This window comes from Streptomyces sp. NPDC001002 (genome assembly GCF_053599215.1).
The window spans coordinates 117735-143619 of sequence record NZ_JBSFLV010000003.1 but is presented as its reverse complement, the minus strand read 5'-3'; the positions used below and the strand labels follow the sequence as shown (position 1 = coordinate 143619).

23 protein-coding genes are annotated in these 25885 nt (G+C 70.6%); 15 read left to right on the top strand and 8 right to left on the bottom strand.

Annotated features, from left to right (window positions below; genetic code table 11):
* Positions 1-22: 22 nt before the first annotated feature.
* Positions 23-721, top strand: a complete 699-nt coding sequence (locus tag ACWDR3_RS03070) for a response regulator transcription factor (protein ID WP_450350306.1) — start codon at positions 23-25, stop codon at positions 719-721.
* 12 nt (positions 722-733) lie between these two features.
* On the opposite strand, the gene ACWDR3_RS03065 is transcribed toward ACWDR3_RS03070, so the two are convergent.
* From ACWDR3_RS03065 to ACWDR3_RS03055, 3 genes are all read right to left on the bottom strand, one after another.
* On the bottom strand, positions 734-2371 hold the full coding sequence (locus ACWDR3_RS03065) for a transporter (RefSeq protein WP_450350304.1): 1638 nt from the start codon (positions 2369-2371) through the stop codon (positions 734-736).
* A complete protein-coding gene (locus tag ACWDR3_RS03060; protein ID WP_450350302.1) occupies positions 2368-3138 on the bottom strand; it encodes an ABC transporter ATP-binding protein in 771 nt (256 codons plus the stop codon). The genes ACWDR3_RS03065 and ACWDR3_RS03060 overlap by 4 nt, the downstream gene beginning before the upstream one ends.
* Before the next feature lie 89 nt (positions 3139-3227).
* Positions 3228-3890 (bottom strand): bifunctional DNA primase/polymerase, encoded by a 663-nt coding sequence (locus ACWDR3_RS03055; protein WP_450350301.1) that lies wholly within the window; start codon positions 3888-3890, stop codon positions 3228-3230.
* Between the two features lie 256 nt (positions 3891-4146).
* Here ACWDR3_RS03055 and ACWDR3_RS03050 point away from each other — a divergent pair, with 256 nt between their 5' ends.
* Both ACWDR3_RS03050 and ACWDR3_RS03045 read left to right on the top strand, forming a co-directional pair.
* A complete protein-coding gene (locus ACWDR3_RS03050) occupies positions 4147-5532 on the top strand; it encodes a transcriptional regulator (RefSeq protein WP_450350299.1) in 1386 nt (461 codons plus the stop codon).
* Between the two features lie 758 nt (positions 5533-6290).
* On the top strand, positions 6291-7874 hold the full coding sequence (locus ACWDR3_RS03045) for a hypothetical protein (protein WP_450350365.1): 1584 nt from the start codon (positions 6291-6293) through the stop codon (positions 7872-7874).
* Positions 7875-7894: 20 nt separating this feature from the next.
* On the opposite strand, the gene ACWDR3_RS03040 is transcribed toward ACWDR3_RS03045, so the two are convergent.
* Positions 7895-9199: an ABC transporter substrate-binding protein gene (locus ACWDR3_RS03040; protein WP_450350298.1), complete on the bottom strand. Its 1305-nt coding sequence runs from the start codon at positions 9197-9199 to the stop codon at positions 7895-7897.
* Between the two features lie 116 nt (positions 9200-9315).
* Between ACWDR3_RS03040 and ACWDR3_RS03035 the strand changes: the two genes are divergently transcribed.
* A complete protein-coding gene (locus tag ACWDR3_RS03035) occupies positions 9316-9816 on the top strand; it encodes an SCO4402 family protein (RefSeq protein ID WP_450350297.1) in 501 nt (166 codons plus the stop codon).
* Between the two features lie 47 nt (positions 9817-9863).
* On the top strand, positions 9864-10745 hold the full coding sequence (gene purU / locus ACWDR3_RS03030) for a formyltetrahydrofolate deformylase (protein WP_450350296.1): 882 nt from the start codon (positions 9864-9866) through the stop codon (positions 10743-10745).
* A gap of 159 nt (positions 10746-10904) precedes the next feature.
* Here purU and ACWDR3_RS03025 read toward each other — a convergent pair whose 3' ends face one another.
* Together ACWDR3_RS03025 and ACWDR3_RS03020 are read right to left on the bottom strand one after the other, a co-directional pair.
* Positions 10905-12245: an MDMPI N domain containing protein gene (locus tag ACWDR3_RS03025; RefSeq protein WP_450350294.1), complete on the bottom strand. Its 1341-nt coding sequence runs from the start codon at positions 12243-12245 to the stop codon at positions 10905-10907.
* Complete coding sequence (locus ACWDR3_RS03020; RefSeq protein WP_450350293.1) at positions 12242-12823, bottom strand: sigma-70 family RNA polymerase sigma factor; 582 nt, start codon at positions 12821-12823, stop codon at positions 12242-12244. Before ACWDR3_RS03020 ends, ACWDR3_RS03025 begins: the two co-directional genes overlap by 4 nt.
* Positions 12824-13129: 306 nt before the next feature.
* On the opposite strand from ACWDR3_RS03020, the gene ACWDR3_RS03015 reads away from it, so the two are divergent.
* On the top strand, positions 13130-13510 hold the full coding sequence (locus tag ACWDR3_RS03015; protein ID WP_450350291.1) for an STAS domain-containing protein: 381 nt from the start codon (positions 13130-13132) through the stop codon (positions 13508-13510).
* A 153-nt stretch (positions 13511-13663) separates the two neighbouring features.
* On the top strand, positions 13664-14176 hold the full coding sequence (locus ACWDR3_RS03010; protein WP_450350289.1) for an EF-hand domain-containing protein: 513 nt from the start codon (positions 13664-13666) through the stop codon (positions 14174-14176).
* Here the strand turns inward: ACWDR3_RS03010 and ACWDR3_RS03005 are convergent.
* Complete coding sequence (locus ACWDR3_RS03005) at positions 14155-15672, bottom strand: class I adenylate-forming enzyme family protein (protein ID WP_450350288.1); 1518 nt, start codon at positions 15670-15672, stop codon at positions 14155-14157. The genes ACWDR3_RS03010 and ACWDR3_RS03005 overlap by 22 nt on opposite strands.
* A gap of 86 nt (positions 15673-15758) precedes the next feature.
* Between ACWDR3_RS03005 and ACWDR3_RS03000 the strand changes: the two genes are divergently transcribed.
* The 4 genes from ACWDR3_RS03000 to ACWDR3_RS02985 all read left to right on the top strand — a co-directional run bounded on the left by ACWDR3_RS03000 (position 15759) and on the right by ACWDR3_RS02985 (position 20003).
* The gene (locus ACWDR3_RS03000) at positions 15759-16955 is read left to right on the top strand and encodes an amidohydrolase family protein (RefSeq protein ID WP_450350286.1); all 1197 of its coding nucleotides are present in this window, start codon (positions 15759-15761) and stop codon (positions 16953-16955) included.
* Positions 16955-18088: an acyl-CoA dehydrogenase family protein gene (locus ACWDR3_RS02995; protein ID WP_450350285.1), complete on the top strand. Its 1134-nt coding sequence runs from the start codon at positions 16955-16957 to the stop codon at positions 18086-18088. Before ACWDR3_RS03000 ends, ACWDR3_RS02995 begins: the two co-directional genes overlap by 1 nt.
* A 3-nt stretch (positions 18089-18091) precedes the next feature.
* Positions 18092-18997 (top strand): acyl-CoA dehydrogenase family protein, encoded by a 906-nt coding sequence (locus tag ACWDR3_RS02990; protein WP_450350283.1) that lies wholly within the window; start codon positions 18092-18094, stop codon positions 18995-18997.
* 544 nt (positions 18998-19541) lie between these two features.
* Entirely contained in the window at positions 19542-20003 is a 462-nt protein-coding gene (locus ACWDR3_RS02985) for an ATP-binding protein (RefSeq protein WP_450350363.1), read from the top strand.
* Between the two features lie 328 nt (positions 20004-20331).
* Here ACWDR3_RS02985 and ACWDR3_RS02980 read toward each other — a convergent pair whose 3' ends face one another.
* Positions 20332-21258 carry a cyclase family protein gene (locus ACWDR3_RS02980; protein WP_450350281.1) on the bottom strand — a complete coding sequence of 309 codons (927 nt, stop codon included), beginning with the start codon at positions 21256-21258 and terminating at the stop codon, positions 20332-20334.
* An 84-nt stretch (positions 21259-21342) separates the two neighbouring features.
* Here ACWDR3_RS02980 and ACWDR3_RS02975 point away from each other — a divergent pair, with 84 nt between their 5' ends.
* The 4 genes from ACWDR3_RS02975 (at position 21343) to ACWDR3_RS02960 (ending at position 25877) form a co-directional block, all read left to right on the top strand.
* On the top strand, positions 21343-22248 hold the full coding sequence (locus ACWDR3_RS02975) for an SDR family oxidoreductase (RefSeq protein WP_450350279.1): 906 nt from the start codon (positions 21343-21345) through the stop codon (positions 22246-22248).
* 110 nt (positions 22249-22358) lie between these two features.
* Positions 22359-23510: an acyl-CoA dehydrogenase family protein gene (locus ACWDR3_RS02970; RefSeq protein ID WP_450350278.1), complete on the top strand. Its 1152-nt coding sequence runs from the start codon at positions 22359-22361 to the stop codon at positions 23508-23510.
* Entirely contained in the window at positions 23510-24559 is a 1050-nt protein-coding gene (locus tag ACWDR3_RS02965; RefSeq protein WP_450350276.1) for a Zn-dependent alcohol dehydrogenase, read from the top strand. Before ACWDR3_RS02970 ends, ACWDR3_RS02965 begins: the two co-directional genes overlap by 1 nt.
* A gap of 175 nt (positions 24560-24734) precedes the next feature.
* Complete coding sequence (locus ACWDR3_RS02960) at positions 24735-25877, top strand: lactonase family protein (protein ID WP_450350275.1); 1143 nt, start codon at positions 24735-24737, stop codon at positions 25875-25877.
* Positions 25878-25885: the final 8 nt, after the last annotated feature.

Sequence of the window (25885 nt, the reverse complement as noted above, 5' to 3'; positions counted from 1 at the left end):
CCGTACTGCCTAGGCTGCGGGTATGCGTGTGCTAGTCGTGGAGGACGAGCCCTACCTGGCCGAGGCCGTCCGTGACGGGCTCCGGCTGGAAGCGATCGCCGCGGACATCGCCGGCGACGGAGACCTGGCCCTGGAGCTGCTGAGCATCAACTCCTACGATCTCGCGGTCCTTGACCGGGACATCCCCGGGCCCTCCGGCGACGAGATCGCCCGCCGGATCGTCGCCTCCGGCAGCGGCATCCCGATCCTCATGCTGACCGCCGCCGACCGGATCGACGACAAGGCCTCCGGGTTCGAACTCGGCGCTGACGACTACCTCACCAAACCGTTCGAGCTGCGCGAACTCGTCATGCGGCTGCGGGCGTTGGACCGCCGGCGCGCGTACGCCCGGCCGCCGGTCAGCGAGATCGCGGGCCTGCGTCTCGACCCCTTCCGCCGGGAGGTCTCCCGCGACGGACGCCATGTCGCCCTCACCCGCAAGCAGTTCGCCGTGCTCGAAGTCCTCGTCGCCGCCGAGGGCGGTGTCATCAGCGCCGAGGAACTGCTGACCCGGGCCTGGGACGAGAACGCCAACCCCTTCACCAACGCCGTCCGCATCACCGTCTCCGCCCTGCGCAAACGACTCGGCGAACCCTGGCTCATCGCGACGGTGCCCGGCGTCGGCTACCGCATCGACACCGGCACGGACACACCCGAACACCCCGACGGCATCGACGAATAGCCCCCGGTCGGGTCAGCCCTTGCTCACCGCCGACAGGATCTCCGGCAGCCGGGCCGCCGTCCGAGGAGCCGCAAGCCGCAGACCCGACCACGTGAGGACCGCTCCGTAGACCGCGCCCAGCGGCAGCAGCACCCAGCTCCACCGGTCACCGCTCTCGATCACGTTCAGGGCGATGGTCGCGACGATGACGGGGGCGCACAGCAGCGCCGAGGCGATCATGCCGCCGAAGATGGAGATCCAGGCGATGCTGGACTGGCCGGGGGCCACGTTCTTGTAGCCGTCCTGCGGGATGGAGTACGGGAACCTGGCGGAGGTCCACGCGCCGGTCGCCAGCATCGCGCCGAGCAGCGCGAAGGACAGGCCCAGCACCTCGGGCAGCCGCGGCCAGTCGCCGAGCATCGCGGTCGTCACGACGGTCACGAGGGTGGCGTACGGCAGGGTGATCACCAGCAACGCCAGTGCCCGGGCGCGCAGTTCGTCGTAGGCGTCGCGCGCGGAGGAGATGGTCGTGGCGACCATCCAGAACGCGGACGTGTCCTGCCCGAACTGGTTGTACATCTGGATGCCGAGCATCCCCGCCGCGAAGCAGGCGAAGTAGATCGAGCCGGTGCCCTGCAGCGCGTTGAAGACCGGCACGATCAGCCCGATCGCCAGCGAAGTCACCCACGCGGCCTTGGTCTTGGGGTCCCGCCACACATACCGCAGACTGCGCTCCATGACCGTCCCGGTGCGCCCGGCGGGCAGCAGCCGGGCGAGGCCGCCGGAGGTGGTGCGCTCGCGGCTCACGGACTCGGCGGTCTGCAGGGTGGAGCCGTCGGGCGCGGTCATCAGCCGGGTCAGATGCCGCGACCAGACCCCGAGCAGCAGCACCAACGCGGCCGCGCTGAGCGCGAGTTGGGCGACCGCGACCCCGTACGAACCCTTGCTCACCGAGTCCACCGCGCCGATCGCCGACGCGGGCGGCACCCACCGCAGCACGTCGGCCACCGGGTCGAGCTGCGCGAGCCCGGACGAACCGAGCTGCTGCGCACCGAAGTTGACCAACTGCGCGCCGATCGCGATGACCAGCCCGCTCAGCACCGCCAGATCCCGGCCCTTGCGGCTGGTCAGCAGCCGGATGTTGGCGACGGCCACGGTCCGCGCGAGGGCCACGCAGACCAGCAGCGCGAGGCAGAGCGCGACCACCCCGACGACGTACGCCGCCGCGCCGTGCGCGACCGCGATCACCGAACCGGCCAGCAGACAGAGCGTGAACAGCGGCCCGATGCCGACCAGGGAGGCCGCGAGCAGCGCCCGCACCAACGGCCGGGGCCGCAGCGGCAGCATCACGAGCCGGGTCGGGTCGAGGGTCTCGTCGCCGCCGGGGAAGAACAGCGGCATCACCGCCCAGCCCAGCGCCAGTACGGCGATCAGCAGCACGACCAGCGACTCGGCGTGCGCGTGCCCGCGCAGCGCGATCAGCCCGATCAGTTGCAGCGCCCCGAAGAGCAGCACGACGACGGCGGACGCGATGTACGCGGCCCGCCGCCCACCGGACTGCCGCAGCCCGTTGCGCAACAGGGACAGCTTCAGCCGGACGAAGACGGGCGTGATGTCGACCGGTACGAGCGGAGCCGGTGCGGGCGCTGCCGGTGCGAGCGGGGCCGTCATCGCGCCCCGCCCCCCAGCCAGTCGAGGTCGGATCCCGCGTCCCGGCCACCCGCGCCGACGAGTTCGAGGAACGCCTCCTGCAACGAGGGGGCGTCGCCGCGGACCTCGGCGAGGGTGCCGTGCGCGCGGATGCGGCCTGCTGCCATCACGGCCACCCAGTCGCACAGGGACTCGACCAGCTCCATGACGTGGGAGGAGAAGACCACGGTGGCGCCGGAGCCCGTGTACCGCTCCAGGACCCGGCGGATGGTCTGCGCGGAGACCGGGTCGACGCCCTCGAACGGCTCGTCGAGAAAGAGCACTTCGGGGTTGTGGAGGAGCGCGGCGGCGAGCCCGATCTTCTTGCGCATACCGGTCGAGTAGTCGACGACGAGCTTGTGTTGCGCGCCCGCCAGGTCGAGCACGTCGAGGAGCTGCGTGGCCCGCTTGTCCACCTCACCACCGGGCAGCCCCCGCAACCGCCCGCTGTACGCCAGCAGTTCCCGCCCCGACAGCCGCTCGAACAGCCGCAACCCCTCGGGCAACACCCCGATCCGAGCCTTGACGGCGACGGGGTCGCGCCAGACGTCGTGGCCGACGACCTCGATACTGCCCTGGTCGGGCCGCAGCAACCCCGTGACCATGGACAGGGTCGTGGTCTTCCCGGCCCCGTTCGGCCCGACCAGCCCGATGAACTTCCCCGCGGGCAGCTCCAGATCAATCCCGGCAACAGCAACTTGCTGCCCGAACCGCTTCCAGAGCCCACGCACACTTACAGCCGACGTCATGAAGCCAACCTAGGGGGGCGCGGGGCTGTAACGATATGCGGCTCCGCCGCGTGGGCGCGCCCAGCCACATTCGATCTGTGGCCGCCAAACTACCGATCCCGCCCACACGCATAGGCGAGAGGCGACGCCAGTTCCTCGGCATCAGGCAGCCACCGATTAGCCGCCGTCGGCCGGCAGGCCCACTGCACGGCCCCCCGAGACCCGAACCGCGTAGGAGGCGCAGCCACATACGCCCCTTCCCCGAGCACCGTCAGATCAAGAGACGAGGGAGACCACCCGAGCTTGCGCAGCAGATCCGGAATCTTCACCGACGCCCCCGGCAGAACGAAGAACTGCATCCGACGATCAGGCGTCAACGTGACAGGACCCAGCGTCAACTCCATGCGCTCCATCCGGGCCAGCGCGAGAAACCCCGCGGTCTCCGGGACGGAAATCGCGTCGAAGGTCCGCCCCGTGGGCAGCAGGATCGAAGCCGTCGGCTGCTTCTGCCACATCCGCCGGGCGACGGTCGCGCTGCCCGTCGCCTGCGTCGCCCAGTCCTCACGCGCCGGATGCGCGCCGGGGGCGGCGCACGCCGCGTCGCCGCAGGAGCAGCGCTGCACCCCGTCGACGGCTTCCAGCCAGGCGCCGGGGAAGACGTCCCAGTGGCGCTCCTCGGCGTAGCGTACGGCGGTCTCCAGCAGCGATTCCCCGCGCTGCTTCGGAATCTGAGCGGCTTCGGTGCCCGCGATCGTCTCTTCCACGGTGAACACAACTCCCGCACCCACCTGGAGTTACGGGCGTAGCGCGCGCGGGGGAGGGGCATCGATTCCGCAACTGGGGCGCATGGATGCACGTGAGGGGGCGCGCGGGAGGAACCACGGCGTGGGCTGGGTAGCCAGGAGTGGGGGGTCGGCTGATGCCTTTACCCCGGCAATCCTCGCATGTCTCGCATTGTCGGTATGTCCGCGGGGCATTGATCTTCACGGCCGGATCTTTTCGCTCCAGAGGTTCGCAGGGGGTTACGCCATGGCCGCAAGGCCTCTCGTCGCGCGACAGCCGAACGAACGGTTGCAGGCGCTCATCCAGGAGGCGGGGTGCTCGAACGCCGGGCTCGCCCGCCGGGTCAACATGTGCGGCGCGGAGCACGGGCTCGACCTGCGCTACGACAAGACGTCCGTCGCCCGCTGGCTGCGCGGGCAGCAGCCGCGGGGCCGCGCGCCGGCGATCATCGCGGAGGCGCTGGGCCGCAAGCTCGGCCGTACGGTCACGATCGACGAGATCGGCATGGCCAACGGCAAGAACCTCGCGTCCGGCGTCGGGCTCCAGTTCTCCCCGACCGTCCTGGGCGCCATCGAGCAGGTCTGCGAGCTGTGGCGCAGTGACGTGGGCCGCCGGGACTTCCTGTCCGGCTCCTCGGTCGCCGCGTCCGCGCTGGTCGAGCCCAGCCGCGACTGGCTGATCTCCTCGCCGGACTCCCAGGTGGCCCGCTCGGCGGGACCTCGCGTGGGCCAGTCCGACGTGGCGGCCGTGCGCGCGATGACCCAGGCGCTGGTCGACCTCGACCACCAGTACGGCAGCGGGCATGTGCGCCCGGTCGTCGTGCACTACCTCAACAGCGTCGTCTCCGGGCTGCTCGCCGGGTCCTACCGGGAGGCGGTCGGGCGCGATCTGTTCGCCGCGGTGGCCCGACTGACCGAGCTGGCCGGGTACATGGCGATCGACACCGGCCAACCGGGCCTGGCCCAGCGGTACTACATCCAGGCACTGCGGCTCGCCCAGGCGGCGGGCGACCGCGGCTACGGCGGTTACGTCCTCGCCGCGTCCATGAGCCATCTCGCCGCGCAGCTCGGAAACCCGCGGGAGATCGCGCAGTTGGCGCGGGCGGCGCAGGAGGGGGCGCGTGGTCGGGTCACCCCGCGCGCGGAGGCGATGTTCTACGCGGCGGAGGCCCGTGGGCACGCGTTGATGGGCGACGCGCGGGCGGCCCAGGCGGCGTCCGGGCGGGCGGTCTCGGCGCTGGAGTCGGCGGATCCCGCGTCCGGCGACGACCCGGCGTGGATCACGCACTTCGACGAGGCGTACCTGGCCGACGAGTTGGCGCACTGCCACCGCGACCTCGGCCAGGCCGAGGCGGCGGCCCGGCGCGCGGAGGAAGCGCTGGCCGGCCTCCCGGAGACGAAGGCACGCCGACGGGCCATCGGCTACGTGTTGTTGGCCACCGCGCAGGTGCAGCAGCGGGAGATCGAACAGGCCTGCAACACCGGCCTGAAGGCCGTCGAGCTGCTCGAATCCGTCCGCTCCAACCGGGGCGCCGAGTACCTGGAGGACTTCCAGCAGCGCCTGGAGCCGTACCAAGAAGAGCCGGTGGTGCGGGAGTTCGGGGCCCGGATGGAGCTGCAGGCGGCGGCCTGAGCGAGGTTGACGCGGAACCGGCCGATGCGTGAATGCGCGGGGAACGGCCGGTTGACGCGCAGGAGTGAGCAGCGGGTGGACAGATGCCACGGCCTGTACAGGCCCGCTGTTAGTGCTGTCACAGGTAAGGAGGTTGAGGCCTGAGCTGCGTGGCACCCGGCTCGGGGGACCCGGTAGCGTGAGCCGATGATTCCGAAGGTCCCCCATTCGTAGGAGTCCCGGTGACGCAGAGTGGACAGGGCGAGGAGCCCTCGGCGCGGCAGCCGCGCGAAGGCATCGTGCTGCCCTCCGACGGCGGAGAGCCCTTGCTCCCGGGCATGGCGGGCATGGCGACCCCCATCCCACCGGGCCCACGCACCGGTTCCTACGGGGACCGCCAGGGCGGGACCTACGGCACCCAGCAGGACGGCTCCTACGGCGCTCAGCAGGGCAATTCCTACGGCGACCGGTCCGGCGGTTCCTACGGCGGCGACCAGCCGTCCGGCCCGTACGGCGACCGGCAGGGCGGCTCGTACCCCGGTCAGCAGCCCGGCCCGTACGGCGACCGCCAGGCCGGGACCTACGGCGACCAGCAGCCCGGGAGCTACGGCACCGAGCCGGGCGGTTCCTACGGCGAGCAGCAGGCCGGGAGTTACGGCGAGCAGCAGGCCAGGGCCTACGGAGACCAGCAGAGCGGCCCCTACCCGGGCCAGCAGCCCGGCCCGTACGGCGGTCAGCAGAACGGCTCCTACTCCGGTGGCCAGCAGCCGAACGGGCCGATACCGGCCTCGGCGCCGCCCAGCGGCCAGGCCTGGGGCACCCCTTGGGGCCCCGACCAGCACCAGCACCAGCCCCCGGCTCCGACGCAGGCGCAGGACCAGGGCTGGGCGACCCCGCCGGCCCAGACGTGGGGCTCCCCGGACCAGCACCAGCAGCCGACCCCCGACCCCTGGGGCACGCAGGACCAGACACCCGGCGCGCAGCCCCTCCCGGAGGCCGACGCCCCGAACCCGTCCTACGGCACCCCCGCCCCGGACGCCTACGGCTACGGCACCTCGAACCCGAGCGCGCCCCTGCCCCCGGCCGCGGGCGGCCCGTACGGCGCTCCGGAGCCCGGCTCCGCCGTGGTCCCGTCCGCTCCCGGCGCCTTCGCCGCGCCCCTCCCGCCCGCCGTCGACGAGGGAGCCACCCAGCTCATCCCGCCGGTGCCCGCCGCGGGCACCCCCGGTGGGGACGAGGGGGCCACACAGTTCATCCCGCCCGTACCGGCCGCGCCCCTGAACAACGAAGGGGCGACCCAGCTCCTGCCCCCGGTGGGGCCGGGAGCGCTGCCGCCCGAGGTGGGCGGGCCCGGACAGGGCGAGGAGACCCGGTTCCTGGGACGGCCGCCGCAGGCGCAGGCCGGGGCCGGGCCGTTGCCGCCCGCCGCCGATCCCGACGCGCAGGCCACGCAGTACATCCCGCCGGTCACCGACCAGCACCCCGGCGCCGCGTACGGCGAGCGGCAGCCGCCCGCCGAGTTCGACAACCTCTTCCGCAGCGGACCCGGCGGTGCGCAGCCCGCGCCGGCCACGCAGCACCTGCCGCGCTTCACCCAGCCCCAGGCGCAGCCGCCGAGGTCCCCGGCACAGCCGTATGCGCAGCCCGGCGGTCCGGGTTACGGCCAGCAGCCGCCCCAGAACGGGTACGACCAGAACTCCTACGAACCGCAGGAGCCGGGCCGCGGCGGGCGTTCGCGCTCCCGTGTGCCGCTCATCGCCGCCGTGGGCATCGGCATCGTCGTGCTCGGCGTCGGCGCGGGCGCGCTGCTCGGGGGCGGCGGGGGCGACGACTCCAAGGACAAGAACCAGACCGTCTCGGCGACGGCGCCCGTGACCGACGACGGTTCCGGCTCACCGGCTGCCGATCCGGCGAAGGCGCAGGCGGTGGCCCTGGACAAGCTGCTGTCCGACAGCGGCGACAGCCGGGCCTCGGTGATCAAGGCCGTGGCCGACGTGAAGGGCTGCGACAACCTGGGCCAGGCCGCCTCGAACCTGCGGGACGCGGCCAAGCAGCGCACCCAGCTGGTCACCCGGCTCTCCGGTCTGTCTGTCGACAAGCTGGCCGGCCACAGCGAACTGACCACCGCCCTCACTCAGGCCTGGCAGGCGTCCGCGTCGGCGGACAACCACTACGCGGCCTGGGCCGACCAGGCCGCCGGCAAGAAGGGCTGCCGCAAGGGCCAGGCCCGCACCACCGGCCAGACCGCGGCGGGCAACCGCGCGAGCGGCACCGCCAGCGCCCAGAAGGCCAAGGCCGCGCAGCTGTGGAACGCGATCGCGAAGACGTACGGCCTGACCCAGCGCCAGCCGACCCAGCTGTAACAACAGGCAACCCCGGAGGGTCAGTTCACCTCGGCGGTCTGCAGGGTCTTCGTGACGTCGAGGAAGCCCTTGCGGGCCGCGACGAGCTGGCCCTTGCGGACCACCTGGAGGGTCACGTCGGCGTTGACCATCCGGGAGAAGCCGATCGTGGCCAGCTTGCCCTGGAAGCCCCACTTCAGCGTCGGCGTGAGCCCGCCGGTCTCCACCTTCAGCCCGTTGTTCAGAGCCCGGCGGATGGTTTCTGCGCTCACCTCGCCGCCGTCCAGAGACTCCACGACGGCCTTGAGGACGGTGTACGCGATCCAGGTCGTCTGCACCCCGGCGTCCGCCGCGTCGATGCGGTTGTCGCCGAAGGCCTCCTCGCTGATGACCTTCTTCATCGGGTCCCAGAGCTTGTCGGTGGCCGCCGGGTACCAGCTGGTGATGTACGACCCCTCGTACGGACTCGACGCGCCACCCGACTCGTTGATCACCGTCTGGTCGACGTTGCCGAGCGTGGCCGCGGTGCTCACGGCGGGGTACTGGTCGCGGGAGCGCCGGTAGGAGTCCATGAAGGTGCCGGTCCGGTCGCCGAGCGTGGGTATCACGCACCCCTTCTTCTCGGGGTCGTCGCTCGCCGATTCCAGGGCCCGCTCGGCCGGCGTCGAGTACTCGGTGGTGTCGTCCGCCGCGCGCTGGTCGATCGCGACCGCGTGCTTGTTCCACGTCAGGCCCGAGTCGAGCATGGGGGCCAGTTCGTCGCCCGCGATGGTGTCGGGGCGTACGAGCACCACGGGACCGCAGCCGGCGGCCAGTTCCTTGCCGAGACCGGCGAGCAGGGCCGGCTGGCCGCCGTTGACCGGGTAGGACAGCGGGCTGGTGAACTCCGCGTTGGTGATGCCGTAGCCGCCTATGTAGGGGATTCCGGCGCCTTCGAGGGTGGGGAGGTAGGAGTCGCCGTACTGGCTGTAGGAGCCGACGACCGCGACGACGTTCCGCTTGACGGCGACCCGGGCGCACTTCGCGGCGGCCACGCTGTCGTTGTGCTCGTTGCAGGTGAGGACCTTGAGCTTGCGGCCATTGATCCCGCCCTTGGAGTTGATCCAGCGGGCGTAGGCCTGCGCGAAGGCGGGCATGCCGGGCTTGTTGGTCGCCTTGGTGTCGGAGGGCGCCCAGGTCATGACGGTGATCGAGTCGTCCCCGGCCGCCGCGGTGCCGGGGATGACCCCGCAGCCGACGGCGAGCGACGCACACGCGACCAGGGCCCCCGCCACGCGGGCGGTTCTCGTGCCGGCCCCGTTGAACCTGGGGAGGAAGGTGCTGCGGTTGCGTCGACTGCCGGTCATGTCGCACACGCTTCCGGGACCCCGCCAATGCCCGGGTGACCCAGGGTTAGCGAGTGGTGACCTGGAGGTGAATTACGGGGGTCGGTGAGGGGCCGCGCGGTAAGAACGTACGATCGGTGACCGTGCAAGGTTCGGAGAACTCTTCCCGTCGCGGCCGTCGCTCATCCACCATGGGCGACATGCCACAGAACGACATGCCGTGGTGGCGCTGGCGCAGCAATGTGCGTTCCGCGCTGCACATGCTCTCCGATCCGGCCTTCCAGCAGAACGTCTGGCTCGCCGGCGTCGACGGATACGGTGACGTCACCGACGCCGTGTACCGCCTGGTCGAGGACACCTGGCTGGACAACTGGTCCGCCGAGAAATACGTCGGCACGATCTTCCGGGACTCCCAGGAGGCGGCCCTCGTCGACACCGCCGTGCTCCGGGTGCTGCGGATCATGCACCAGGTCGGCCCGGACGCCCACGTCTCGGCGTACGTCGAGCACCAGGCCTGGCCGGACGCGGTACGGGCGGCACGGGACGCGCACGTACGGCTGGCGATGGCCGACGGCGACGACCCGGACGTACCACCGCGCACGCTGGAGGTACTGCGGATCATGACGAGGTCCGCGTAGCGGACAGCTCGACTGGGCGCCGGGCCGGGTGTGGGACCCTGTCCTGCATGAATGAGCAGTCCAGCCGAGCCGCGGTCGCGTCCGACCAGTACGTCCTCACCCTCTCGTGCCCCGACAAACAGGGCATCGTGCACGCCGTGTCGAGCTATCTCTTCATGACCGGCTGCAACATCGAGGACAGTCAGCAGTTCGGCGACCACGACACGGGTCTGTTCTTCATGCGCGTCCACTTCTCGGCCGAGGCTCCGGTGACCGTGGAGAAGCTGCGGGCCAGTTTCGCCGCGATCGGCGACTCCTTCCACATGGACTGGCAGCTCAACCGGGCCGACGAGAAGATGCGCATCGTCCTCATGGTCAGCAAGTTCGGGCACTGCCTGAACGACCTGCTGTTCCGCGCCCGTACGGGGGCCCTGCCGGTGGAGATCGCGGCGGTCGTCTCCAACCACACGGACTTCGCGGAGCTGGTGGGGTCGTACAACATCCCCTTCCACCACATCCCCGTCACCAAGGACACCAAGGCGGACGCGGAGGCGCGGCTGCTGGCTCTGGTGCGTGAGCAGAACGTCGAACTGGTGGTGCTGGCCCGCTATATGCAGGTGTTGTCGGACGACCTCTGCAAGCAGCTCAACGGCCAGATCATCAACATCCACCACTCCTTCCTGCCGAGCTTCAAGGGCGCGAAGCCGTATCACCAGGCGCATGCGCGGGGCGTGAAGCTGATCGGGGCGACGGCGCATTACGTGACCGCGGATCTTGATGAGGGACCGATCATCGAGCAGGAAGTCGAGCGGGTCGGGCATGAGGTGACGCCGGATCAGTTGGTGGCGGTGGGGCGGGATGTGGAGTGCGGCGCGTTGGCACGGGCCGTCAAGTGGCATGCGGAACGCCGGATTCTGCTCAACGGGCGTCGGACGGTGGTCTTCGCCTAGTGGGGTGGGCGGTTCTGGTGGATGGGCGGCTGCGGGTGGTTCGTGGCTGGTCGCGCAGTTCCCCGCGCCCCTTAAAAGCAGGTCGGTTCGCTGCACGTCCCTGTTTTTAGGGGCGCGGGGAACTGCGCGACCAGCCCCCACGCACCCGCAGCCGCCCCCCTACATCCGGCTCAACGACGCGGCAGCGAACAGCACATCCCTGATCGCCTCACGATCCCCGAGCTGCCCAGCCGCCGCCTCCGCCGGAGGCACATGCCCCGCCGCGAGGTGGCAGAACTCCACCCCGTCCAACGCGATATGAGCCACCTCCTCCCCGGCGGAGCCAGCCGCGGAGCCAGTCGCGGAGCCGACCGGGCCGTCCAGCGGGATCAACCACTCCCCACCCCCCGACCCCTCGATCTCCAACCTCAACGTCCGGCCGACCTTCCCCGCGCCGCCCGAGGGACGCCTCGCTGCGAGGGCAACCGGCAGCATCCGCGCCGCAAGGTCGATCATCCGGTTCAGGTGCCGCCCGGACGGCGGCCCGTACGGATAGTCCACCGCCTCCGCGATGTCCTCCGCATGGACCCAGCACTCAAACGCCCGGTCGAGCATCGCGTCATGCAGCGGCAGCGCGAAGTCCCCGTAGGAGACGGCGAGTTTGGCCGAACCGGAGTCCGAGCCGCCGGCGAAGGACACCGTGCGGACCAGGTCGTGGCTCTGCTCCCGCCACGGTGTCCGGACGGACCGCGTCGGCGGGAAGTGCGAGGTCTGCCAGTACGTCTCCGTACGGGCGGCCGGCGCGCGCGTGGTCGTCTTCACGTCGGCCAGCGGGTCGTCGAGGCCGAGCGCGAGGGCGACCAGGCCGTCGACGGACAGCAGGTGGGCGATGACTCCGGCGACGGTCGTACGACGGCTCGCCGGGCCCTCCCCGTCGAACCAGCGCAGCCGTACCGGCGCGTGCCATTCGGCGTCCCCTATGTCCTGGAGCAGTGCGTCCAGCCGGGCCGTCTCGGCGTCGTACGGGGCCGCCCACTCCGGCACCGGGATGCGCGGCGGGCGCCGGTCCAGGCAGCCCTCCAGGACGCGGGTGCGCAGGGCCGGGTCCAGGTCGAGGCTCTCCGGCGGATGCAGCAGCCCGACCGCCTCGCGCAGCCGCAGCGCCTCCTCCGCGCAGCTTCCGCAGTCGCCGAGGTGTTCCTCGACGGCCGTGGCCTCCGCGGTCGAGCACGCGGCCAGCGCCCACGCCCCGAGCAGCGACTTCAGCACGGGGTGGGCCAGTACGAGCGCCGCCGGGACGGGCGGGTTCTCCTCGGCGGACAGGGTCGGCAGGGGCCGCTCGCCGTCCTCGACGGAGGCGCGGGGCGTGGGTATGCGGGGCGACGGGGCGGGCGAGGGGGACCGGTCGGCGCCGGTGCCGCCGGGGCCGTTCCCGCCGGTCGGGCCGCCCCGGCCGGGCTGTCGGTCATCCTCCGGCCGCTCCTCCTCGTCCCCGTCGTCGGAACGGAACGCGTCGCTCACACCGCACCCCCGTACTCCGGCGGAGCCGCGGCCGTGCCGGCGTCGTGGGCGGTGGACAGGAGCTGGAGGCCCAGGCGGAGCCGGCGGCGGGCCTCGTCCTCGGTGACGCCGAGGTCGACGGCGGTCTGGCGGTAGTCCCGGCGCTGGAAATAGGCCAGGTCCAGGGCGGCGCGCAGCGGGGCGGGCATGGACGTGACGATGTAGTCGGCGCGGGCGGCGACGGCCGCGCGGCGCACCTTGCGCTCCAGCTCCTCGGTCGAGCCACCGCCGCCCTCGGCCAGCGCCGCGGTCTCGGTGGCGCGCAGCCGCTGCACGGCGAGGCGGTGGGTGAGGGCGGCGACCCAGGAGCGCAGGGGGCCCTGCTTGGGGTCGTAGGACTCGGGGTGTTCCCAGACGTGGGCGAAGACCTCGCGGGTGATGCCGTCGGCCGCGACCTCGTCGCCGAGGACCCGGTGGGCGAGGCCGTGCACGAGGGAGGCGAACCGGTCGTAGAGCTCGCCGAGGGCGGCCGCCTCACCGCGTGCGAGCCGCTGCTGCATCTTGCGGTCCCAGCGGGGCGGTGCGTCCTTCTTCGTCATGCGGCCCCCTCACCTGACCGTGTGTGTGCCCAGCCTGCGTCCACTGCCACCTCGAATGTAGTCGGCACGTCTGAGAGCGCACGCCCCTTTGATGCAATGCGCGCCCCCTGAGGGGTCGCAGGTGGTAGTGGACCTTCGTCTTCCGTTCCACATCCGATCGAACAGGATCGAAGTCGACAAAAACAAGCCTCTTTCGTTCGCTTCCCGTTTCTTCTGCCGTGTTTCAGGGAACGGCCGGTGGGCAGCCGCGCTGCAGGGAAGCGAAGGTGTGGCTTCCGTTTGCGGGGGGTACGGCGAGCGAAAGGCGTGGTGGTGGCGTTCTACGTGATCGACGACGAGCAGGGCGACTGGACCGTGCTCCAGGTCTCCGGCGAACTGGACCTGGTGACCTCGCCCGCGCTGCGCCAGCGGGTGCACGACGCGGTGGCCGAGGGCCGGCACAGCCTGGTCCTGGACCTCTCCGAGGTGTTCTTCTGCGACTCCAGCGGCGTCGGCGTGCTGATCGCCGCCCGCCGTCTCATCCGCTCCTGCCAGGGCCGGCTGCGGCTGATACTGCCCGCTCGCGGGGCGGCCGACGGCTCGCACGTCAACCGCGTCCTGGGCGCCCTCGGCGTCCGCCGGCTCTTCGACGTGTACGTCGACGTGGAGGCGGCCGTCACCGCGGAGGCGGACCCCCTGTCGGCGTGACCCGGCTCACCCGCGGCCCGCACTTTGCCACATCGTTGTCCCAAAATTCCCCCGGTCTTGGCACAAGCGCCGCTTTCCCGCTCCCCGGGACACCTTGCCGTCGTACGCTCCGTACCGATGCACCCGACGTGACGTGAGGCGGCACGAAAAGACATGGTCAGCAGCGAGTACGAGCGCAGGATCGCCGCCCGGTTCGCCGTCTTCGACCAGGACGGCAACGGCTACATCGACCGAGCGGACTTCAGTACGGCGGCCAAGGCGCTGCTCGCCGAGTTCGGCACGGCGGCCCGGTCCGACAAGGGCCAGGACCTGTACGCCGGCGCGGAGGCGTTCTGGCAGGGCATGGCCGGCATAGCGGACCGGGACGGCGACCAGCGCATCACGCGCGACGAGTTCGTGAACGGCGCGGTCAAGCGCCTGCGCGACACCCCCGACCGCTTCGCCGAGATCGCCCGCCCCTTCCTGCACGCGGCCCTCGCGGTCGCCGACACGGACGGCGACGGCGCGGTCACGGTCGACGACACCGCGCGCGTACTTCGGGTCCTCGGGGCGAGCGAGGACATCGCCCAGGTCGCCGCCGCCAGCCTCGACACCGACGGCGACGGCAAGATCGGCGAGGCCGAGATCGTGCCCGCCTTCGCCCGCTACTTCACGGTCCCCGAATAGCGTTCTCGGAGCTTGTACTTGAGGACCTTGCGCAGGGTCTCGTTGCGCGGAAGGGCGTCCACGATCTCCAGCTGCTCCGGCAGCTTGTGCACGGACAACCCTTCCGCGCGCAGATAGGCCGTCACAGCGGACAAGGTCAACTCACCTGCCCCCGGCGGCTGTTCGACCACCGCGCAGACCCGCTCCCCGCGCTCGGCGTCCGGCAGCCCTACGACGGCCACGTCCCCGACGTCCGGATGCGCGGCCAGCAGATCCTCGATCTCCTTCGCGGAGATGTTCTCGCCCTTGCGGATGATCACGTCCTTGAGCCGCCCGGTGAGGATCAGATGCCCGCTGTCGGTCACGGTCCCCAGGTCCCCGGTGCGGAGAAACCCGTCCGCGTCGAAGGCCTCCGCGGTCTGCGCCGGGTCCAAGTACCCCTGGCACACCGCCTCCCCGCGCAGCCGCACCTCCCCGCCCTCGGCGATCCGTATCTCCATCCCCTCCGGCGGCCGTCCCTCGGTCGTGGCGAGGTTCTCGGTCGTGTCCTCCGGGTCGCCCATGGTGATCATCGGAACCTCGGTCATGCCGTATCCGTGGGTGAGTTGGACGCCCATCTCCCGTACGACGGAGTGGTAGACCTCCGGCGGCTTGGGAGCGCCACCGCCCGCGAGCAGCCGTAGCGAAGGGATGACCTTCGTCTCCGGCTGTTTGCGCTGCTCGGCGAGGAACATGGAGTAGAAGGCCGTCGACCCGCCGGCCACCGTCACCCCGTGCTTGCGGTAGCCCTCCAGCGCGTCCGGCAGCGCGAACTGCTCGAACATGACGGCCGGGAAGCCGTACAGCAGCAGCATCACCGTGTAGTCGGGCCCCGCGATGTGCGCGAAGGGGAAGGCCATCGAGCCCACGTCGTCCGTCGTCAGGCGCAGCGCGTGCGCGAGGCACGAGCCGCCCGCGATCAGTGAACGGTCCGTGTGCAGCACGCCTTTGGGATCGGAGGTGGTGCCGGAGGTCCAGTAGATCCAGCGCACGGTGGTGCCGTCGGCGGGCGGCGGGGGGAGCACGTCCGGCTCGCCGTCCGGGAGTTGGGCATCGTCGTACGCCTCGAAGATCCCCTTGGCGCCGAGTCGCCGTGCCAGCGCGGTGTGGTCGTAGCCGCGCCAGGTGCCCGGCACGGCGAAGAACTCCGCCTTCGACTCCCGTAGCGCGAAGGCGACTTCGCGGTCCCGGTAGAACGGGATGATCGGCGTCTGCACGGCTCCCAGGCGGGCCAGCGCGAAGGAGAGCAGGGCCGTCTCGATCCGGGTCGGCAGCTGCCAGGCGACCACCGTGCCGGGGCGTACGCCCATGTCGTACAGCCCGGCCGCCACCCGCTCGGAACGGTCGCGCAACTCGCCGAAGGTCAGGGCGCGGTCGTCCTGGAGGAAGACCGGGCGGTCGGGGGTCAAGTCGGCGCGGCGGGAGACCAGTTCCCACAGGGTGCGGGAGGAACTCAGGGCGTGTGGCGTCTCGTTCATGGTCCCCCTCCTTGGCTGACGACTCGTCAGGTGACATGCTATCTGACGGGTCATCAGATAAGTACCGTCCCGGCGGAGGGGAACCCATGACCACCGAACTGCCCCGCATCATCAGCGTCGACGATCACGTGATCGAACCCGCGCACCTCTTCGAGACCTGGCTGCCGCAGAAGTACCGGGACCGCGGCCCCCAGCCGCTCACCGCGGGCATCGGCGAACTCGCCTACGTGGCGGGCAAGTACCAGATCACGATGGACCCGGACGGACCGCCCACCGACTGGTGGATCTACGAGGACCTCAAGTTCCCGTACAAGCGCAACATCGCCGCCGTCGGGTTCGACCGGGACGAGATGACCCTGGAAGGCATCACCCGCGAGGAGATGCGGCGCGGCTGCTGGGACCCCAAGGCGCGGCTCGCGGACATGGACCTCAACCACGTCGAGGGCTCCCTCTGCTTCCCGACCTTCCCCCGCTTCTGCGGCCAGACCTTCGCCGAGGCGCACGACAAGGAGGTCGCGCTCGCCTGCGTGCGCGCCTACAACGACTGGATGGTCGAGGAGTGGTGCGGCGACAGCGGCGGCCGGCTCATCCCGCTCTGTCTGATCCCGTTGTGGGACGTGGAGTTGGCGGTCGAGGAGATCCGCCGCAACGCGGCCCGCGGGGTCCGTGCGGTCACCTTCTCCGAGATCCCCACCTACCTCGGGCTGCCGTCCATCCACTCCGGCTACTGGGACCCGTTCTTCGCGGTCTGCCAGGAGACGGGGACGGTCGTCAACATGCACATCGGCAGCAGCTCCCAGATGCCCGCAGCCTCGCCGGACGCGCCTCCCGCCGTACAGGCCTCGCTCTCCTTCAACAACGCGATGGCCTCGATGATGGACTTCCTCTTCAGCGGGGTCCTGGTGAAATTCCCGACCCTCAAACTCGCCTACAGCGAAGGGCAGATGGGCTGGATCCCGTACGCCCTGGAGCGCGCCGACGACGTGTGGGAGGAACACCGCGCGTGGGGCGGGGTGCGGGACATCGTCCCCGATCCGCCGTCGACGTACTACTACCGGCAGATGTTCTGCTGCTTCTTCCGCGACAAGCACGGGGTCGCTTCGCTGGACGTGGTGGGGCGGGACAACGCGACCTTCGAGACCGACTACCCGCACGTCGACTCGACCTTCCCGCACACCAAGGAGGTCGCCCTCGACCACGTCAAGGGCCTCGACGACGAGACGGTCTACAAGCTGATGCGGGGGAACGCGATCCGCATGCTGGGCCTGGACCTCGACCGCTGATGGACCTCTCGTACACGCCCGAGGAGGAGGACTTCCGGGCCCGGCTGCGGGAGTGGCTGGCGAAGGTCCTGCCGACGCTCGGCCCGAAGCCGTCCCCGGACGACTGGCCCGGCCGCCGCGCCTACGACCTCGGCTGGCAGCGGATGTTGTACGACGCCGGGTACGCGGACGTCCACTGGGACGCGTCCCCTACCACCCGGCTGATCTTCCTGGAGGAGACCGAGCAGGCGGGCGCGCCCTACGTGGGCGCCAACTTCGTCGGCCTGCTGCACGCCGGGCCGACCATCGCCGCGGAGGGGACGCCCGAGCAGCGGGAGCGCTGGCTGCCGCCGGTGCTGCGCGGCGAGGAGGTCTGGTGCCAGGGCTTCAGCGAACCGGGCGCCGGCTCCGACCTCGCGTCCCTGCGTACGCGTGCGGTGCGGGACGGCGACGAGTACGTGGTGACCGGCTCCAAGATCTGGACCTCGCACGCCGAAGTCGCCGACTGGTGCGAGCTGTTGGTGCGGACGGATGCGGAGGCGCCGAAGCATCGGGGGATCAGCTGGCTTGCGATGCCGATGGACGCGGCGGGGATCACGGTACGGCCGTTGCGGACGCTTGCCGGGTCTGCCGAGTTCGCCGAGGTGTTCCTCGACGAGGTGCGGGTGCCTGTCGGCAACCGGGTGGGGGACGAGAACGACGGGTGGCGCGTGACGATGGTGACGCTGTCGTTCGAGCGCGGGACGGCTTTTGTGGGTGAGGTCGTTGCCTGTCGGCGGGTGTTGGGGGAGTTGGCTCGCGAGGCGCGGCGGAATGGGCGTTGGGATGATCCCGTACTTCGGCGGCAACTGGGGCGGTTGAACGCCGAGTTCCGGGCGTTGTGGAGGTTGACGCAGTGGAATGTCAGTGAGTCGGAGGCGAGTGGGGGAGTGCCGGGGGTCGGGGGGTCGGTCTTCAAGTTGCGGTACTCGCATGCGCGTCAGGAGTTGTACGACGTGGCGGCGGAGGTTTTGGGGGTGGAGTCGCTGGATCTGGAGCGGGGTTGGGTGCTGGATCGGTTGTCGTCGTTGTCGTACACGATCGCGGCCGGGACCTCGCAGATTCAGCGGAGCATCGTGGCTGAGCGGATTCTTGGGTTGCCGAAGGGGAGGTGAGTGGTGCGGTTTCAACTGACCGTTGAGCAGCGGGCATTGCAGGCTGCTGTGCGGGATGTGGTCGGTCGTTCGTCGTCTGCGGGTGTGTGGGGGCTGGTCGCGCCCCGCGGCGGAGCCGCTGATGTACACAGCCCCGCGCCCCTAGAAGCTCCTCGACTGGACCGGGGTTTCTGGCGCGCCCTCGGTGACCTTGGGTTGTTCTCTCTGCGGTTGGCCGAAGCTGACGGTGGTGCCGGACTCGGGCTGCCCGAAGCCGTGTTGGCGTTCGAAGAGGTCGGGTCGGCGCTGGTGCCTGGGCCGTTGATCGCCACGCATCTTGCTGCCGGGGTGGTGCCTGGGGCCGCCACCGGAGAGACCGTGGTCGCCGCTGCTGATGGGCGGCTCGTGGAGTGGCTCGACGAGGCCGATGTCGTGCGGGCGGGGGCCGAGGGGGCCGTGGCGTTGCGGTCGGTGGATCCGTTGACGCCGTTGCATCGGGTGCCGGCTCCGGCGCGTACCGATCCCGTCGCCGTGCTGCTCACCGCCGCCGAGCAGCTCGGTACCGCCACGCGTGTGTGTGAGCTGGCGGTGCAACACGCCCGGACCCGGGAGCAGTTCGGGCAGCCCATCGGTGCGTTCCAGGCCGTCAAGCATCTGTGCGCGGGGCTGCTGGTGCGGGCCGAGGTGGCCCGGGCGGCGGTCTACGCGGCGGCGGTGACCGCCGACCGGGGCGACATCGCCGCGGCCCGGCTGCTCGCCGACGAGGCCGCCGTGCAGGGCGGCCGAGACTGCCTTCAGGTGCACGGCGGTATGGGCTTCACCTGGGAGTCGGAGGTGCACCTGCATCTGAAGCGGGCGTGGGTGCGGGCCCAGCGTGGTGGCGGGGGAAGCGAGAGCGAGGAGTTGCTCGCGGCGGAGCTGGTGGCCTGAGGGGTGCCGGCCCGCGAAGTCCGCGGGACCGCTCCCATTCCTGTCGCGGATCGTGGCACCCGAGGATCACGGATCGAATCACAGAGCGTTGATATCGGGTTGTGTCCTATGTGTGACTCGTCACGGCCCGGAGTCGGGTGTCAGCTCCGGTACCTTGTGTGAGATGCGAGTGGTTCCGAGCATGAGCCATGCCGGTGTTGCCTCTGGGGCGACTCCGGACCAGGCGGTGCGCGCCGCTGCTCGCGAGGCGGGAGAGGCCGACACCCCCGCCTGTTCGACTTCCCATGGCGAGCGTCGCACAGTATGCCGCACGGGTACTCCTTCGCGCTGGAATATGCCCGAAGCGCTTGTTGGGGTGACGGAACGTCAACCATGCTGTCTCGCAAGGGATTCACGTTCCGTGACCCTTGCTCTGGCCACTGTTCTGGCCATTGTTCTGGCCATGCAGAAAATGGCTACGATCGTGGCCCTCGTCGCGGCGCGTGCGTGGCGTGGGGTCATGTGTCCGCCGGTTCGGATGGTGTGAGCGGTGCAGGTGCTTCAAGTGCAGCTGGAGATCCGGCCCGACCCCGCCGAGGTGGGGCGCGCCCGGCGCTGGGCACGTTCCCGCCTGGCGGGGTCCGGCATAGCGGCCGACGAGTCGCTCGCCGAGACGTTGATCCTGCTCGTCTCCGAGCTGGTCACCAACGCCGTGGTGCACACCGGCTGTCCGGCCGTCCTGCGGCTGTCGCTGCCCCTGGCCGCGGCCGACTCGGCCACCGTCCGCCTGGAGGTGGCCGACGCCAGCGACCGGGCCCCGGTGCCCCGCTGCGTGGACGGCGACGCGACCGGCGGCCGGGGCCTGGCCCTCGTCGACGGACTCGCCGACCGCTGGGGCTGGAGCCCCGAGGGCGGTGGCAAGCGCATCTGGTGCGAGCTCGACCGATGTACCGAGCCCCGGGAGACCGCGACGGCGTACGGCGGTGGCGTGTCGACGTACGAGGTGCTGGCTTTCGACGTCGTGTGATCCCCCGGGGTGAGGCGATGCGCCGGGACGTGCTTCTGTGCGCGCCCACGGCAAAGAGGGCGTAAGTGACATATCCCCTAAGGGCTGTTGACGCGTCGTGACCGTCTGATCACGCTGGTGGTCAGCGATTCGCCGCGAGGGGACGGCGAGGGTTTCGTGACGGGGAGCCCTCGGCGAGTGTGGGTCGTGGTGCGGCGTCGGGCGGGAGCGCCGGAGTCGGGCCGGCGGCGCGATCGAGGGGTGGGGGGAAGACGCGCCGCCGGCCGATGGCTCTCCCGTGGTTCTTCGGCGGTTCTCCCGTGGTCCTTTCGCGGCTCTTCGGAGTCGTTCACAGGATGGCGACCGGTGCCACCGGAGTGCCCGTCGCGCCGACGAAGGGCTCCGGCATCGCGGACAGCAGGAACGCGTACCGGCCCGCTTCTCCACAGGCTGTGGACAACTCTTCGAGATTCCAGTTCTGGCCCTGCAACATGCCCATCTCCACCAGGTCCAGCGCGTGCACGGGCAGCCACAGGTCCTCGATCTCGGGCGGAAAGATCTCGAACGTCAGCGTGTCATTGGCGACGGCGGCGACATCCCGCGCATGGAACCACTCCGGCGTACGGACCGACAGACCGGGCGAGGGATAGCCGTACGCCTCCTTGTTCCCGGCGAGATAGACCTGCACCTGCCCGGTGCGTACGAGGACGATGTCGCCGGCGCGCACGCGGGTGCCGGCGAGTTCCTCGGCGGCCTCCAGATCCTCCGGCGTGACCGCGTGCCCGCCCTCCAGTCGGCGCACCCCGCGTGCGCGGGCCACGTCGAGGAGCACGCCCCGCGAGACGATGTGCCGCGCCTTGTCGATGCCGCTGAACTCGGCGCCGCCGTGCGGGGTGATGGTGGCGGCGGGGCGGCCGTTGTAGAGCCGGCCCGAGTGCGAGGCGTGGGTCAGCGCGTCCCAGTGGGTGCCCGCCTGCAGGCCCATCGTCACGGCGTCGTCGCTGCACGCGATCGTGCCGGGGCCGAACAGTTCCTGGTTGATCTGCACCATCGCGTGCAGCGGGTTGACCCGGCCCGGGATCATGCCGGTCTGTATGCCGTCCTGCTTGAGGGGGAGGGCGAGGGGGACGCGGCGGCCGGTGCGGACCGTTGCGGCGGCCTCCCGTACGACCTCGTCGGTGATCAGGTTGAGGGTGCCGATCTCGTCGTCCTGGCCCCAACGGCCCCAGTTGTTCACGCGCTTGGCTATGTCGTGGAACTCGGCCGGCAGTGACATCCGGTTCCTCCCGGGGCTTGTGTCCGTGCGTCCGACGCGACATAAAATCTAACGGTCCGTCAGAAACCGCGGGAAGGGGCCGGCGTGGGGAACTTCTTGGCAGGCAAGGTCGTCGCCGTGACCGGCGCCGGACGGGGCATCGGGCGGGCGGTCGCGCTGGCCGCGGCGGCCGAGGGCGCGAAGGTCGTCGTCAACGACTACGGCGTCTCCGTGGACGGCGCGTCCCCCGCGAGCGAGATCGCCTCGGCGGTGGTGAAGGAGATCGAGGCGGCGGGCGGCGAGGCCGTCGCGGTCGCCGACGACATCTCCACGATGGCGGGCGGGCAGCGGGTCGTGGACGTCGCGCTGGCGTCGTACGGGCGGATCGACGGGGTCGTGTGCGTCGCCGGGATTCTGCGGGAGCGGATGCTCTTCAACATGTCCGAGGAGGAGTGGGATCCGGTGATCGCCACGCATCTGAAGGGCACGTTCACTGTTTTCCGGGCGGCTTCCGCGGTGATGCGGCAGCAGCGGGCGGGGGTGCTGATCGGGTTCACCAGCGGGAATCATCAGGGGTCCGTTTCGCAGGCGAATTACAGCGCGGCGAAGGGCGGGATCATTTCGCTGGTGCGGAGCGCTGCGCTTGGGCTGCACAAGTATGGGGTGCGGGCCAATGCGGTGGCCCCTGTCGCGCGTACGCGGATGTCTGCCAACGTTCCTATGGAATTGGCGGAGATGGGGGAGCCGGAGGATGTGGCCGCGCTTGTTGTTTATCTGCTGTCGGAGCGGGCTGAAGGTGTGACCGGGCAGGTTTATACGGTGGCGGGGGCGAAGATTGCGGTGTGGGCGCAGCCGCGGGAGCTTCGCGCTGCGTATGCCTCCGGCGGGTGGACGCCGGAAAAGATTGCGGAGTTTCTGCCTGGGTCTGTGGGGGTGGATCCGATGCCGATGCTTTTGCGGTTGGAGGAGATGGAGAGGGCTGCGCGGGATGGGGCTCGGCCTAACGCCTGATAGCTCGGGGGGTGTTGTGGGTTTTGCGGGTGCGGGTGGAGTGTGGCTGGTCGCGCAGTTCCCCGCGCCCCTAAGTAGGCATAGGCAACCGGCGTCTTGAGGAGAACCTCGTGGAGTTCGGGTTCAGTGGTGAGGATGAGGCGTTTCGGGTTGAGGCCCGGGCTTGGCTTGCTGAGCATGTCGATGTCGGGCAGGAGCGTCGAGACTGGGAACGGGAACTCGGTAAGGCCGGGTGGATTGGGCTCGGTTGGTCTGAGTCCGGGTATGGGAATCGGGTTGCCAGTCTGACTCAGCAGGTTGCTTGGGCTGAGGAGTATGCGCGGTCGGGGGCCGCGCCTCGGTCTGGGCATATTGGGGAGAATTTGTTGGGGCCGACTCTGCTTGCTCATGGCAGTGAGGAGCAGAAGGGGCGGTTTTTGCCGGCCGTGGCGGCCGGGGACGAGTTGTGGTGTCAGGGGTACAGCGAGCCGGGGGCCGGGTCGGATCTGGCCGGGGTGCGGACTCGGGGGGAGCGGGACGGGAGTGGGGGATTTCGCGTCACCGGGCAGAAGATCTGGACCTCGCTCGCGCATGAAGCCGACTGGTGTTTTGTGCTGGCGCGGACTGAGGTGGGGTCCACGCGGCATCACGGGCTGACTTTTCTGCTCGTGCCCATGGATCAGCCGGGGCGGATCGAGGTGCGGCCCATTCGGCAGATGACCGGGACGAGTGAGTTCAATGAGGTGTTTTTTGATGGGGCGGTGGCTCGGGCCGAGCATGTTGTGGGGGGTGAGGGGGGTGGGTGGAAAGTCGCCATGAGTCTGCTCGGGTTCGAGCGGGGGGTTTCCACGCTCGCCCAACAGGTCGGATTTGCCGAGGAGTTGGGGCGGGTGGTGCGGGAGGCCGTGGCTAGTGGGGCGGTGCGGGATGCCGTCGTGCGGGAGCGGTTGCTGCGGCTGTGGGGTGAGTTGCGGGTGATGCGGTGGAACGCCCTGCGGACGCTGGGGAGTTCGGGGGACGCCGGGGCGCCCAGCGTGGCCAAGCTGTTGTGGGCGGGGTGGCATCAGCGGCTGGGGGAGGTCGCGATGCTCGTACGGGGGGCCGGGGCGACGGTCGGACCGGGGGACTGGTCGGCGGCGGTGCCGTACGAACTCGACGTCTCGCAGCGGCAGTTCCTCTTCTCGCGGGCCGACACGATCTACGGCGGCTCGGATCAGATTCAGCGCACCATCATCGCCGAGCGGGTGCTCGGTCTGCCGAGAGAGCCCAAGGGGGTCGTGTGATGCGCGGTGTGGTGTTCGACGGCAAGCAGGTGGAGGTCGTGGACGACCTCGCCGTACGGGATCCGGGGCCCGGCGAGGTGCTGGTCGCGATCTCGGCGGCGGGGTTGTGCCACAGCGATCTGTCCGTGGTGGACGGGACCATCCCCTTTCCGGTGCCCGTGGTGCTTGGGCATGAAGGGGCCGGAGTGGTCGAGGCCGTGGGGGCCGGGGTCACGCATGTGGCGCCCGGCGATCATGTGTCCCTGTCGACGCTGGCCAACTGCGGTACCTGCGCCGAGTGCGACCGGGGGCGGCCGACCATGTGCCGGCAGGCGATCGGGCGGCCGGGGAAGCCGTTCACGCAGGGCGGGCGGTCGGTGTACCAGTTCGCGTCCAACTCGGCCTTCGCGGAACGGACCGTGGTGAAGGCCGTACAGGTGGTCCGTATCCCCAAGGACATTCCGCTGCCGTCCGCCGCGTTGATCGGGTGCGGGGTGCTGACCGGCGTGGGGGCCGTGCTCAATCGGGCCAAGGTGGACCGGGGCGAGTCGGTGCTCGTCATCGGGACCGGTGGGATCGGGCTCAATGTCATCCAAGGCGCCCGGATCGCGGGGGCGTTGCGGATCGTGGCGGTGGACGCGAACCCGGCGAAGGAGGCGGTGGCACGGCAGTTCGGGGCGACGGACTTCCTGACGTCCACGGAGGGTGTGAAGGATCTGCTGCCGACCGGGGCCGACCATGCCTTCGAGTGCGTCGGGCGGGTGGAGCTGATCCGCCAGGCGATCGACCTGCTGGACCGGCACGGGCAGGCGGTGCTGCTGGGGGTGCCACCGGCGAGCGCCGAGGCGTCCTTCCTCGTCTCGTCGATGTACCTGGACAAGTCCATCCTCGGCTGCCGGTACGGGTCTTCGCGGCCGCAGCGGGACATCGCGCTGTACGCCGAGCTGTACCGGGCCGGGCGGTTGCTGCTGGACGAACTGGTGACGGAGACGTATCCGGTCGAGGACTTCGAGAAGGCGCGGGCCGATGCGGAGGCGGGGCGGGTGGCTCGGGGGGTGCTCACGTTTTAGCGAAGTGGTGTGCGGCGGCGCGGAGTTGGCGGTGATTCTTACGAAGCCCGGACGTCGGGCCCTTCGTGGGTTATTTGCCCCCTTATATTCCTTGGGTGCGGCCTAGCGTTGCAGTCGTCCGGCGATGAGCGTGCCGGCTTCTGCTTTCGCATTTCGCACCGAGGAGTACTCACTCATGACTCTCGCCAAGGCTCGTGCTGCCCGCATCGTCCGCACGACAGGTGTGGGCGCTGTCGCCATCGCCGCCGCCGCTCTCTTCGCCGCTCCCTCCGCCAGTGCCGCCAGTGCCGCCGGAGGTTCCACCGTGTTCGTGCAGACCGACGACACGACCGCGAACACCGTCGTCGCCTACGAGCGCGCCGCCGACGGCACCCTCGACCAGAAGGGCGTCTTCCGCACCGGGGGCAAGGGCGGTGTGCTGGCCGGTACCGTCGTGGACCACCTGGCCTCGCAGGGGTCGCTCGCCTACGACCGGCGCCACCAGTTGCTCTACGCCGTCAACGCGGGCAGCGACACCGTGACCGTCTTCGCCGTGCACGGCACCCATCTGCGGCGGGTCCAGGAGATCTCCAGCGGTGGGAAGTTCCCGGTCAGCGTCACCTTCCACGGCAACCAGGTCTATGTCGCCAACGCGCTCGGCGGCGGTTCCGTGCAGGGCTTCGTGCGGACCGGCGAGCGGCTGGTCAAGGTGCCCTCCTGGCACCGTGAGCTCGGACTGGACGCGGCTGCCTCGGCCGTCGGGCAGATCTCCTTCACGCCCGACGGTTCCAAGCTCGTGGTCACCACCAAGGCCTCGGGGCAGAGCATCGACGTCTTCCCGGTCGGCGGGCGCGGCAGTCATGGTGGGCCGTCCGCGAAGCCCGTGGTGACCTCGCTGCCGGGGGCCGTGCCGTTCGGCTTCGACTTCGACTCCGCCGGGCGGATCCATGTGACGGAGGCCGGGACGAACTCGGTCGGCACCTTCGTCGTCGGCCGGGACGGGAAGTTGACGGCGAAGGGAACGGTGCCGACGGGCCAGACCGCCACCTGCTGGGCGGTCACCGCCGGAGGCTACGTGTACGCGTCCAACGCGGCCAGCGGCACGCTGTCCGGCTACCGGGTGGGCCCCCAGGGCAAGTTGACCGCGCTGGGCAACACGGCCACCGACGCCGGCACGGTGGACGCGGCGGCTTCCTCGGACGGCCGGTACCTCTACGTCCAGACCGGCGCCAAGGGCATCGTGGACGAGTTCCGGGTGAACGGGAACGGGTCGCTCACCGCGATCGGGTCGGTCGTGGTGCCGGGTGCCGTGGGCGGCGAGGGGATCGTCGCGGGCTGACGCAGGGG

What these genes read in the sequence shown, in the direction of transcription:
- ACWDR3_RS03070 (WP_450350306.1), top strand. Translation starts at nt 23, where the DNA reads ATGCGTGTGCTAGTCGTGGAGGACGAGCCCTACCTGGCCGAGGCCGTC.
- ACWDR3_RS03065 (WP_450350304.1), bottom strand. Translation starts at nt 2,371, where the DNA reads ATGACGGCCCCGCTCGCACCGGCAGCGCCCGCACCGGCTCCGCTCGTA.
- ACWDR3_RS03060 (WP_450350302.1), bottom strand. Translation starts at nt 3,138, where the DNA reads ATGACGTCGGCTGTAAGTGTGCGTGGGCTCTGGAAGCGGTTCGGGCAG.
- ACWDR3_RS03050 (WP_450350299.1), top strand. Translation starts at nt 4,147, where the DNA reads ATGGCCGCAAGGCCTCTCGTCGCGCGACAGCCGAACGAACGGTTGCAG.
- ACWDR3_RS03040 (WP_450350298.1), bottom strand. Translation starts at nt 9,199, where the DNA reads ATGACCGGCAGTCGACGCAACCGCAGCACCTTCCTCCCCAGGTTCAAC.
- purU (WP_450350296.1), top strand. Translation starts at nt 9,864, where the DNA reads ATGAATGAGCAGTCCAGCCGAGCCGCGGTCGCGTCCGACCAGTACGTC.
- ACWDR3_RS03020 (WP_450350293.1), bottom strand. Translation starts at nt 12,823, where the DNA reads ATGACGAAGAAGGACGCACCGCCCCGCTGGGACCGCAAGATGCAGCAG.
- ACWDR3_RS03010 (WP_450350289.1), top strand. Translation starts at nt 13,664, where the DNA reads ATGGTCAGCAGCGAGTACGAGCGCAGGATCGCCGCCCGGTTCGCCGTC.
- ACWDR3_RS03005 (WP_450350288.1), bottom strand. Translation starts at nt 15,672, where the DNA reads ATGAACGAGACGCCACACGCCCTGAGTTCCTCCCGCACCCTGTGGGAA.
- ACWDR3_RS03000 (WP_450350286.1), top strand. Translation starts at nt 15,759, where the DNA reads ATGACCACCGAACTGCCCCGCATCATCAGCGTCGACGATCACGTGATC.
- ACWDR3_RS02995 (WP_450350285.1), top strand. Translation starts at nt 16,955, where the DNA reads ATGGACCTCTCGTACACGCCCGAGGAGGAGGACTTCCGGGCCCGGCTG.
- ACWDR3_RS02980 (WP_450350281.1), bottom strand. Translation starts at nt 21,258, where the DNA reads ATGTCACTGCCGGCCGAGTTCCACGACATAGCCAAGCGCGTGAACAAC.
- ACWDR3_RS02965 (WP_450350276.1), top strand. Translation starts at nt 23,510, where the DNA reads ATGCGCGGTGTGGTGTTCGACGGCAAGCAGGTGGAGGTCGTGGACGAC.
- ACWDR3_RS02960 (WP_450350275.1), top strand. Translation starts at nt 24,735, where the DNA reads ATGACTCTCGCCAAGGCTCGTGCTGCCCGCATCGTCCGCACGACAGGT.